General features: G+C 44.3%; 6 protein-coding genes. 1 reads left to right on the forward strand and 5 read right to left on the reverse strand.

The features are described 5' to 3' along the window. Nucleotides 1-278: 278 nt before the first annotated feature. The 5 genes from N483_RS08795 to N483_RS08815 form a co-directional block, all read right to left on the reverse strand. Nucleotides 279-3,419 carry an efflux RND transporter permease subunit gene (locus N483_RS08795; protein ID WP_023400250.1) on the reverse strand — a complete coding sequence of 1,047 codons (3,141 nt, stop codon included), beginning with the start codon at nucleotides 3,417-3,419 and terminating at the stop codon, nucleotides 279-281. A gap of 16 nt (nucleotides 3,420-3,435) precedes the next feature. Then, nucleotides 3,436-4,602: an efflux RND transporter periplasmic adaptor subunit gene (locus tag N483_RS08800; protein WP_023400251.1), complete on the reverse strand. Its 1,167-nt coding sequence runs from the start codon at nucleotides 4,600-4,602 to the stop codon at nucleotides 3,436-3,438. A gap of 89 nt (nucleotides 4,603-4,691) precedes the next feature. Further along, nucleotides 4,692-7,094, reverse strand: coding sequence for an ABC transporter permease (locus N483_RS08805; RefSeq protein ID WP_023400252.1), 2,403 nt, complete (start codon nucleotides 7,092-7,094; stop codon nucleotides 4,692-4,694). Nucleotides 7,095-7,108: 14 nt separating this feature from the next. After that, nucleotides 7,109-7,825: an ABC transporter ATP-binding protein gene (locus N483_RS08810; RefSeq protein WP_052027399.1), complete on the reverse strand. Its 717-nt coding sequence runs from the start codon at nucleotides 7,823-7,825 to the stop codon at nucleotides 7,109-7,111. A gap of 17 nt (nucleotides 7,826-7,842) precedes the next feature. Continuing rightward, the gene (locus tag N483_RS08815) at nucleotides 7,843-9,090 is read right to left on the reverse strand and encodes an efflux RND transporter periplasmic adaptor subunit (RefSeq protein ID WP_023400254.1); all 1,248 of its coding nucleotides are present in this window, start codon (nucleotides 9,088-9,090) and stop codon (nucleotides 7,843-7,845) included. 655 nt (nucleotides 9,091-9,745) lie between these two features. Between N483_RS08815 and N483_RS08820 the strand changes: the two genes are divergently transcribed. Next, entirely contained in the window at nucleotides 9,746-11,557 is a 1,812-nt protein-coding gene (locus N483_RS08820; RefSeq protein ID WP_023400255.1) for a PKD domain-containing protein, read from the forward strand. The last annotated feature ends 30 nt before the right edge of the window (nucleotides 11,558-11,587 follow it).

The raw sequence follows: 11,587 nt of genomic DNA on the forward strand, positions 1-11,587 counted from the left end.
GTCAAAGTGTCAAAGTGTCAACATGGCTTGGTTCATACGGTGCAATAACATGCTTGTAGAAACGTTTATATTATAGTGCCGCCACAAAGTCAGCCATAACTGCCACCCCTTGGGTCTGGAAATATAGTGGCTTTATACCAACTCAAATTTAACATGCTGAAAAATTAAAAATATAATTTTTGACCACAATAGGAACAAAGGCCGTAATCATATTTTTGGGCAGAACACACAAACAAAAAAGCCCAGCATCAAGCTGGGCTTTACCATCACATTTCAATTTATGTAATTGGCTGAGTTGAGTCTTTCTTAAAGCGCTTAAGCTTACGGAACAACTTTGCAAACACACTCTTAATATCAACCAGAATAATGTACAAACACGGTACCAATACCAAGGTGATCACAGTTGCGAATAGCACTGCAAAACCAAGTGAAATCGCCATCGGGATAACAAACTTCGCCTGCAAACTAGTTTCAAAGATAATAGGGGTTACACCTGCAAATGTGGTGATAGAGGTCAAGGTGATCGCTCTAAAGCGCGCACACCCAGCTTCAATAACCGCATCCTTTAAAGCCACACCTTCTTTTCGCACTTGGTTGACATAATCGGTCATGACAAGCGAGTCATTGATCACAACCCCCGCGGCCGCAATTAAACCAAAGGTCGACATCATGCTCATATCCAAACCATTAAACCAGTGGCCCCAAATGGCGCCAATCAAGCTAAATGGAATAACCGACATGATGATCAGAGGTTGTGAATAACTCTTCAAAGGCACTGCCAGCAAAATATAAACTATCATCATACCAGCAACAAAGAAGAGCTTTTGCTCATCCGCTTGGGCCTGAGTTTCCTCCACTGAACCTCCTAGCTCAGACTTAATTCCTGGAAATTGACTTTGTAAATCTGGTAGTAACTTTTTGCGGATATTATCAACCACAACAGAAGGTTCAATGACTTGCTCATCAATACTACCGTAGACGTATACGGTGCGATAACCGCCTTCACGTCGAATAAAACTAACGCCTGGTTTTTCAGTGAATTCAACCACATCACCAAGAACAACTTCTTTCCCTTGCGGCGTCTTCACTAACGCATACTTAAGAGAGGCAATCGCTTCTCGGTCAAGTTCAGGGTAGCGCACCATAACACGGATTTCTTCACCATCTCGAAGCACGCGCTGGGCTTCACCACCATAAAAGCTATTACCTATTTGATTTGCGATATCAGCAAGGTTTAGCCCCAAGTCATAAGCCACTGGTTTCAGCGTTAACTGAACTTCTTTGCTCGGCGGGTCGATAGTCGAACTGATATCAAACAGGCCTTTCTCTTGCTGCAACATAGAAATAAACTGCCTGCCTGCGGCATTCAAGGTGTCAATATCAGGACCATAAAGTAAATAGCCAAACTCACCATCACCAGCGCCAAAATCATTCACATCATCGATCACTAGTAAAGATTTCACACCGGCAATGGTTGGCATGTTTTCACGCCATCTACGAGAAAGTTCAAACGCGTCAAACGGACGAAGATCTTCATCAACCAATACTGCGAGTACAGACCCTTCACTGCGCCCTTCATTCCAAACAAGAACATCTTTTAGCATTTTTTGCCCATATTCTTGTTCAATCTCTCTGTCTACTTCGAGCATCATTTGTTCAACTTTCGTCACCGCAGATAAAGTTTGCTCATCAGATACATTGTCATTAAGCAAAATTTTAACCATTGGAAAGTCATGAGGCACTTTAGGGAGTGGAATAAATCGCACTTGGCTCGTCGTAATAAGTGACATACTGATCAGGAACACAGCGATAAAGCCAGAGAACACAGTCCAGCGCCACTCCACACACTTTTCTACAGTACGGCGATATGGACCATTCACAAATTCAAAAAAGCGTTTGTTAAATTCCGCTCGCCAGCTGTTTTCGCGCATTGGCTTAAATTTGGTGTGTGCAAGGTGAGCAGGCAAAATCCACTTAGACTCGATCAAACTAAATACCAAGCACAAAATAACCACAATAGAAATGGATTTAAAGAAAGCGCCCTGGGGACCTGTAGACATGACCATAGGTGCAAATACCGCCATGGTTGTCAAAACACCGAAAGTTGCAGGGGTAGCAACACGCTTTGCCCCTCGCACAACGCTATCTACACTAGGGCCACTGCGCTCCACCTCTGTATAGGAGGACTCTCCTATGACAATGGCGTCATCGACGACTATCCCCAGTACCATAATAAATGCGAACAAAGATACAATATTGATGCTAATACCAAACACCGGCATCAACATAATCGCGCCAAGGAAACACACAGGTAAACCTATCATTACCCACAATGCCAACTTGAAACGCAGGAAAATAGACAGCATGATGGCAACAAGAAAGGCCCCTTGCAGCATATTCTTTTTCATCATTTCTAATCGCGCATCTAGGTAGTAAGTCATATCAACAATGGGCGTTAACGTTACACCTGCGGGTAAAGTACTATTTTTTGCTTCAATGTAGGCATGAACCGTGTTTGCTATTGGGATCATGTTTTGGTCTTTAGTTGCTTTCACAGATAGAAAAGCAGCATTGACACCATTTTGTTTAAAGTAGAATTCACCTTCAACAAATTCATCTTTGATCACCGCAACATCTTGGAGGTAAACTTTTGCACCATTATCACCGACCTTGACTGGAATACGTTTAAACTCATCACCACTGTACTTTTGATTTTCGACACGGACAGAAATGATGCCAGCTTCAGTTCGGATCTGACCTGCCGACATATTGGCAGAATAACGCTGAATCGAATTACTGATGTCGTTTATAGTTAAGTCATAGCGTCTAAGCGTATCAGGATCTATCTCAATGGCGATTTCATACTCTGGAGTATTGCGTTCAACCAAAGACACATTGGATAGCTGCAGCAGTTCGTCTTCAATTTCTTTTGCCAGAGGCTTAAGTTCCGTAAGTGGAATATCCGCTGCCAACGCCATCTGAATGACATCTTGACGAAACTCTCTCAATTGGACTCGAACAGGCTCCATATCGCCCGGAAAGGTGGCAATACCGTTAACTCTTGTCCTGACTTTTTCAGTCACTTCATTTAGGTCAGCGTCAACATCAATATCTAACACCACACTGCCACTGCCGCGAGTAGCACGATATACACCTTTGTCGATTTCAGTAACGTCTTTAATCGCTTCTTCAATCTTAATTAAAATACTCTCCTCAATCTCTTGGGGAGATGCACCTGGGTATACAGCACTCACTGATATTTTATTAATTTCCTGACTAGGAAACATCTGTCGCTGGATTGTCATATAACTCACAACCCCCATGATCAAGATAAATATCATCATCAAGTTTGCAGCGACAGGATTATGCGCAAAGTATGCGATTAACCCTTTTTGGGAAGTTCTTATTTGCTCACTCATAGTTCATTCCCTGCTGTTACAGCTTTCCCACGTTGTCAGAATCTCCATCTGCATCTTCAGAGCCAGCAACCTTTACAGCCATGCCGCGCTGCGGGTACTCTGGTAGGGTTACAACAACTTTATCATTGTTGGATAGCCCTTCTCCGACCAAGTAATATGTGCCTTCTTCACGGATCACTTGCACAGGGCGAGGCTCGAGCTCCGCTTCCTCATTTAGTAGCCAAACCGTTTGATTGTTCACTAGCTCCTGAGGTAGACGATAGATTTGACGAAGTGTTTTGCCTTGAAACTGCACTTGTACATAAGTGCCAAACTTAATCGCAGGTGCATTGCTTATCAGTCCATATGGGTCTTCAATTCTAACCACTAGGCTACTCATCCGCGTTTGCTGATCAACGATACCTAAATCGCGATGAATGACAGCTTCGCGAGTAAAGCCATTAACGCCTCTTTGTGTCAAAGTTGCCTTAAGTCCAGAAACTTGTTCAGGTAGGAAAATAGAGTCAAAACCCGCGATAGGAATTACAATTTCTGCTTGCTCAATATTATTTAATTGTGCAACCGGACTACCAGTGCTGACAAACTGACCAAGACCCACTTCTCTCGATACGATCAATGCATTAAAAGGTGCAACAACTTCACAGTTATCAAGATCACGCTGCGCCCTTTTAAGTGCCGCTTTGGCCGATTTCACCGCAGCTTTAGCACTCATCAGCTGAGGCTTTCGCAAGAATAAGTCAGTATGCTTTTTATTGGGGAAACGCTTTGCTTCATCAGCGGCCACATCAGCCAGCGCTTGCTCTTCAATCAATTTAGCCTGCGCACTCGATAGTGACGCTTCCGCTTGCAGTACTGCCGCTTGGTAATTGTCTTTTTCAATACGCAGCAGAACATCGCCTTTGCTTACCACGCCACCTGTGACAAATTTAGGGTGCCAATATTCAATTTCACCAGAAACTTGCACGGAAAGCATGGTTTGTTCAAGCGGTGTGACTTCACCATAACTATTGATTAAAACCTGATGATCTTGCGCTTGCAGCGCTTCGACTTCTACAATGGGACGAGTATCCACTGCACTAGAATCATCGTCGTTTTTGGCCACGGCATTAATGCCCTTAAACCCAATGATCCCTATACCCAACGCGACGAAGGGTATTATCCACTTCAGTATTCTTGCTTGCATGACTGTACCTATTGATAATTTCCTAGCGCTATATTATCAAGATTTCTCATCCCTAGGGTGTGACATTTGTAAGAATCTGTTACAACTTCTCAATAATTTTTCAACTGCCCGTAAAGGTGATAAATATCTATAATAAACAACACTATAAACAAGACAGAAACAGAGAATAAGTAACAGAGCAACAAAGTATAGGTCACGGTGGGTAATAAACTTACCAAACCTAGGATTACACTTGTTGCGATTAAGAGCGCTCCAGTAAAATGAACTAGTCTAAATCGAACTTGTTCCTTTATCAGTTGCTTTCGTGTGGCACCAACTTGCTGCTTAATCAGCAATAGTGGCTTTTGCATTAAAGCGATGTTGCCCAAAAGCCCATACAGCCCCACCAGCACTTGCATCGTCATTAAAAAGCTTAGTCCAAGGCCGCAATAAAAGCTCAATACCGCTACTTTATTCAATTGTGCCAAATCCGCATCCAAAAACGCCACATCTTGAATTCTCTGTGTACTCGCTTGCTGCTGTAATACTTCGCTTAGCTCCTGCTTGTCCATTGTTTGCCCGGGCTTAAACTTGATCACCATATTGCACTCGTAAAAATCATGGGGGTAGTAAATGGTAGCGGGGGTCCCCTGCGCATGGCTGTAGATGTTTTCCACGATACCCACCAATTTGATTGGCAGAGCGTCTCGTCCGTACAAAGTCATGCCTATATCATCTAGATCAATTCCAAGCTTAGTTGCCGCTTGTCGATTAATGATGACCGATTGACGAGTATCGCTATCCGCAGTGACAAATGCCTTGCCTGCCAACAAATGCAAACCCAAAAGTGAAAAGTAATCTTCCCCCACCAGCTGAGATTGCATTGTCTGTTGCACCTCAGCGTCCGGTTGAGTGCCTATCACAGCCAAATAGCTTGTATCCAATGGACTAATGCTACTTAAAGACACCGATGCAATTTTTGGGTGTGCTAGGAGCGCTTGTTTATTAGATAAAAAAAGCTGTTTGCGAGCTGAAACAGCCTGTTCATCATGCAGCCAAGAGGTTTGATGACGGGTAACAAATACAACTTCTTTAGCATTCAAACCCGAGGGCATGCCCAGTTTGTTACCAAAATATATCGCGGTCCACAGGCCAATACATAAGACGACCAACCCGACACTAAGCTGGGTGATCAAAACCGAGGTGCTGAACCACTGTGGAAGCTGTTTTGCTTGACCTTTACCTGAGCTCTGTAAATTTTGATAGAGGCTGGAAAAAGAGAGTTGTTTAAATCCAAAAGCTGCAAACCCTCTGGCAAAAAGCAGCGCAATACCCGCAACCATCAAATAGTGAACAATATGCAGTTCTAACCAATCAAGGTGTGCCACTTCTTGTTTGCCAAAGCGCTGAATTGCTGCCACTCCCAGCTCAGCCAAAACCAGTGCGAACATTGCCGACAACAAAAAGAGCGCACTCAATTGCCAGCGATGTGCAGTTCGTAAGGTATCCAATTGCGCCCCCAACACCGTTTTCAACACCCATTGCGCCTGCTGCTTTTTTATATCTAACAAGTAAAAGGTCAGTAAGTTAACCAGTGTGATCAACAAAAAGGCCACACCACTTAACAACAACCATCGACTTGTCTGTTGCAAATCACCCTTAAGATATTGCTGTAACGGTATGTACTCAAAGTGCAGCTGATTGCTGATCGCACTACCAAAATCTGTTATGCCTGCGCTAAATTGTTCATTCAAATACACTGAAATACCTGCTGCCATCACAGTAGCAAGAGATTCGCTTCTAGTTCGTCCAACCAAAAAGGTGTTGTAGCGCACAGTAATATGCTCTCGCAATAGGTCGGTGTTATCAATCGCATGTGCAAATGACACAAATACATCTGTATGGCGGTTTGGCATATACAGTTGTGGCTCTGTGCGGTCACATGCCACAACCCCAACAACATGAAAGACTTGCTGATCAAGCTCCAAACTATATGGCAGGCTTGAGGTCAGTGCGCTCTGAGCTAATAGCGCTGGTATATAGCGTTCGACAAAACATTGACTGACTACCACTTCGGGCGCTGTTACGCCATCTTGCTGCTGTTCGCTAAAATATCTTCCCTGTATCAGTGTTTGCCCAAACAAGTTAAAAAACTCATTAGAGGTGTAAGTCATATTCAGCTTGGGTTGCTGCACATGATCCATATATAGCGCTTCCCCATAGTAAATCGGAGCCGCCATGGAAAGAGCAGAGTCCTGACTGGCTATGTGCTGTGCCGCAATGTTAGATAGCGCATTGCCCATCACTTGTTCGCCTTTTTGATTTGTCATGCTGCCACGTAACCACACCAATGATTCATCTTGTGCATAGGGTAACGGGGCATAGGCATGCCAAGTAATCAAGCCAACAAGGGTGCCGCCAGCCAGCGCACTGGCCAACAACACCACAAACAACACTGTAAATTTTGTCTTTTTAAATAGCTCTGAAATCGAGCTGAAGTTTTCTTTCCACATCAATGTCACTTCCGCTACAAGGGTCCATACATGCTTATCTCAGTCTGTGGCGCTGTATAACCACAACCCAGTAACTCGCCATCAAACAGTTTCACTTGGCGTGATGCCATATCTGCATAACGCGGATCGTGGGTAACCATGCAAATGGTGGTGCCCTGTTGATGTAGCTCACCAATTAAACCCATTACGGCATCACCGCTTTTAGAGTCCAAGTTTCCGGTTGCCTCATCGACCAATAAAATACTTGGTTGCGTCACAAGCGCACGCGCAATGGCCACCCTTTGTTGTTGACCACCAGACAATTGGCCGGGAAGATGCTGAACGCGATGAGAAAGACCCACCTTTTCTAAACACAACATGACTCTTTGTCGGGTCTCCTGCGCGCTGAGCTTGGGCACGCGATAACGCAGCGGTAGCGCCACGTTATCAAATACCGACATCGCATCTACCAAGTTAAAAGATTGAAATATAAACCCAATATGTAAGTTTCTTAGCGCCGCAGCTTGGTCAAATGTTAAATTATCCACCGGTTGTCCAGCCAACCAATAGCGTCCTGTCGACGCTGGCTCTAGCAAGCCCATAATCGACAACAAGGTAGACTTCCCGCATCCAGATGGGCCTGAGATGGATACAAACTCACCTTGCTCTATTGAGATATTGATATTTCTCAAAGCATGAGTTTGAAAGTCCTGTGTTTCGAATACCTTTCCAATCTCCTGCATTTCAATCATATTTTGCATCTTCACTCCTATTGAATAACCACGGCTTGTGCCTGTTGCGCATAACTACTGAGATCAGATATGACTACGGAGTCTCCGACCTTTAACCCACTTTTTATTTCGATGTAGCGACCACTTTGTTGACCGAATTTGACATCAACCAACTCGGTTTTCCCCCCCTCTAATACGCGGTACAAAGTTGCCTTTTTGGCTACCTCTCCAACAGGGCTTCGCACATAAAGTGCGTCTTCTATGGTATCGACGACAATTGACGCTCTAATACTTTGCATTGGCCTCAGTTCTGTATCACCCAATTTTACTAAGCTGACCTCCACTATCACATTATGCGCGGTAATGACTGGGTCAATACGTGTTACTTTACCGCGCAGCACTTGCGCCGCAGCAAATACCTTGACCCACTGACCCACTTGTATATTTGCCGCCTGAGATTGGTTCACTTTTAGCTCAGCCTTCAAAGCATGCTGGCTGCCAATTGTTGCGACATGCGCGCCTCTTTCAACTCGAGCACCTAACTCAAGTGGCATCACCTCTATCACTCCCTGCTCGGCGGCGACAATGGCAAGTTGCGCAACCTTTGCGGCCAATAGTGCCTGCTCCTGTCTTGCTAACTCAACCTTTTCTTGCGCAAGTGCTGTGGCACTTAAGTGCAGTGCATGCAATTGCTCAATGCGTTTTTTTGCATGCGCGACTCGCGTTTGCAAACTACCTAGCTGCGCTTGAGTTTCAAGAAAAGATAACTCTGAAATAATACCGCGATCCGCCAAATTTTTTTGCGCTTGAAATCGAAAAGATAAAGTTGCCAACTCTCCTTCCAATTCACCCAATCCTGACTGCTCTAACAAGCGCTCACGTTGCTGCCGCAAATTCAATTGCAGCTTGTCTGCTTTAGCTTCAATGAGTTGCTGCTGTGACCGCTTAAATTCCAATGAGAGATCCGGATTTTCCATCTTTGCAATCACCGTACCCACCTCAACTACACTGCCTGCTTTGTTGACTACCTCAGTGACAATACCAGCACTGGCAGCGGTAATGATGTGTCGCTGTGCACTTTGCAACTTACCAAATGCATCCACTTCAATGTCTAACGCGCCTGCTTTTACTGTTGCAATCGTTATGTCACTCCGTGGCAACTGCGTTGCCAGCCCAATATCCAACTGCATTAACAACCAGATCATCAATAAACAGGCGATAACACCCAAGCTCTTATGGCGTTTAAAGAAAGGTTGCCTGATAGGCTTTGGTACTTGAATATCCATCTATGCTTCTCGTTACTTGTTACTTTCTCGTATCAAGGATGACACGGGCCTAACTCCCTGTGAGCGAAATACATGCCAATCAAATAAAAGATTAATAATCAATAACTTGATAATTTTACAATGAAAATAAATAACCAGAATCGGAAAGATCTTGTGTCAATTCCGGAATCGGAATGCAAGGCTATTGCGCTTCGTAAAGATAATTTGGGTATTTTTCACAATGACACAGTGTTGCCATTAATGGTGCTATTGGGCGGGTTTGAATACCGCCACTAACCATTTAATTCCGCTGGCTATTGATGTATTTGGACACTTCGGACTACTCACTATTTTGCTAAGCCAGTTAAAGTTATAAGCTATTTAAAATCATAGCCTTGATGTATTATTAACGACAAAAACCCAAGCACCTAAAACAGCTTCAGGGGCAAAATAGGGATCTATCAATTAGCACCAGCAAGAAACAAGCTTGGCACGATACGGCACTCATCCCATGTAGCGTTGATTTGTATTGAATAATCGAAAAGTCACTCCAATGGTCAAAACTTAAACGTTGTAAAATATTTAATTATCATTTTCTTTACAATTACGTTATATACGATTACCTTGTTTCTTGTTGTTTATATTTTACTCAACACAAAACTAACAAGGAACATAAATGAAAACTCGTTATATATTACCAGCACTAGGACTTGTCTCAGCAAGCTGTTTTGCGCAAACCACCGCGCTTACAGAAGCGCAAATGATGCAATATACTAGCAAAACAAGTATGGCCACAATTGGTAAACGCGCTGAGCTGAACCTTGTGATTCAACCTCAAGCAATGGCGGCATTCTCAGCCAACAACGCCAGCAATGTCATCACACAAACCGTGACACACCCCAACGCCAGCTATATAAAACTGCATTTTAAAAACATTAATTTAGCCGGTGGTGGCAAACTAGTTGTACGTTCAGAAGATGGCAGCGAGCGCTATGAGTACACTGAACACAACATGCGCGCAGCAACACTTAGCCAAAGTGACGACGGCGTAACAAGCTTCTCTGCCATGTCTATTTCTGCTGAAACAGCAGTAGTAGAATACACACCTGGCAGCCAAGTTAGTACAAGCCAAAACGCCATCATAGATTATTATGATCACGGCACTGAAAATGAACCACAAATGGCACCTGCTACGGATGTTGGGATCAGCTCTACGTGTGGTGCGATGGAGCGAAAAGACGTACAGTGCTGGGCAAACAGCAACCCTACTGAGTTTGAACGCAGCCGCCCTGTTGCACGTCTACTCATGAACGGTAGCGGACTATGTACCGGCTGGCGTGTTGGCCCTGATAACCGCATGTTTACCAATAACCACTGCGTAGAATCTGCATCCGAATTATCCAACACAGAAGTATGGTTCAACTACCAACACACTTCATGTAATGGCTCTACCTTAGAGACCGTAGTAAAAGTTACCGGTAAAGACTTCCTTTCGACAGATTATACCCTTGATTATACGCTATTCACGATTAATGACTTCGCCAAAGCCCAGCCATTTGGCTACTTTGGATTAGACGTTCGTGATGCAACTCAAGGTGAACGTATCTATATCCCGCAGCACGGCTCAGGCAATCCAAAAGAATTGTCCATTGAATCCGATCGCGACACGGATGGATTGTGTTCAGTCAATAACGCGAACGCCAATGGTAGAGGCACAGGTACAGATCTTGGCTACTACTGTGACACCATAGGTGGTTCATCTGGCTCTCCTGTACTTGCGGCATCTAGCAATAAGGTCATCGCACTACATCACTTGGGTGGCTGTCACAACAAAGGGGCAAAAGTCAGCTTGATCTGGCCAAAAGTAGCAAGCCATTTCAACAATCAAATTCCGGATGGCGATAACAACAGCGATCCATTGCCAGTCGCGCAATTCACAGCTTCATGCACAGCGTTAAGCTGTAGCTTTGACGGAAGTGCTTCAAGCTCACCTAACGGGTCTATCAGCCAATACGAGTGGAGCTATGGAGACACTTCAAGCAATGGCTTTGGTGCCAACGTAACTCATAGTTATGCAGCTTATGGCTCATACAACGTATCACTGACAGTCACAGATGCCAGCGGCGCATCAGCAACGACAACAAAACAAATACTGTTGACCGATCCAAACGAAGATCCAGCCAAGCTCATCAACGGTGTGGCGAAAGAAGGACTGCAAGGCGATAGATTGGCGACCGCATTTTACTATTTAGACTTGCCAGCAGGTGCTTCGAATGTCCAAGTGAGTATTTCTGGCGGTTCAGGTGATGCGGATCTGTATGTGAGAAAAGGCAGTAAGCCAACAACTTCAACTTACGACTGTCGCCCTTACAGATGGGGAAATAGCGAATCATGTAACATCACTGGTGGCGCAGGCAAGTACTGGGTCATGTTACGCGGCTATAGCGCTTATTCTAACGTGACACTGGTTGCGACCTATACTGAATAAGATCTCATTTTTATCAAACCAACCAATTGC

It is taken from the genome of Pseudoalteromonas luteoviolacea NCIMB 1944, from assembly GCF_001625565.1.
In the GTDB taxonomy this organism is placed as follows: domain Bacteria; phylum Pseudomonadota; class Gammaproteobacteria; order Enterobacterales; family Alteromonadaceae; genus Pseudoalteromonas; species Pseudoalteromonas luteoviolacea_F.

Coding starts and splice junctions, on each gene's coding strand:
- N483_RS08810 (WP_052027399.1), bottom strand. CDS start 7,825: ATGATTGAAATGCAGGAGATTGGAAAGGTATTCGAAACACAGGACTTT.
- N483_RS08800 (WP_023400251.1), bottom strand. CDS start 4,602: ATGCAAGCAAGAATACTGAAGTGGATAATACCCTTCGTCGCGTTGGGT.
- N483_RS08815 (WP_023400254.1), bottom strand. CDS start 9,090: ATGGATATTCAAGTACCAAAGCCTATCAGGCAACCTTTCTTTAAACGC.
- N483_RS08805 (WP_023400252.1), bottom strand. CDS start 7,094: ATGTGGAAAGAAAACTTCAGCTCGATTTCAGAGCTATTTAAAAAGACA.
- N483_RS08795 (WP_023400250.1), bottom strand. CDS start 3,419: ATGAGTGAGCAAATAAGAACTTCCCAAAAAGGGTTAATCGCATACTTT.
- N483_RS08820 (WP_023400255.1), top strand. CDS start 9,746: ATGAAAACTCGTTATATATTACCAGCACTAGGACTTGTCTCAGCAAGC.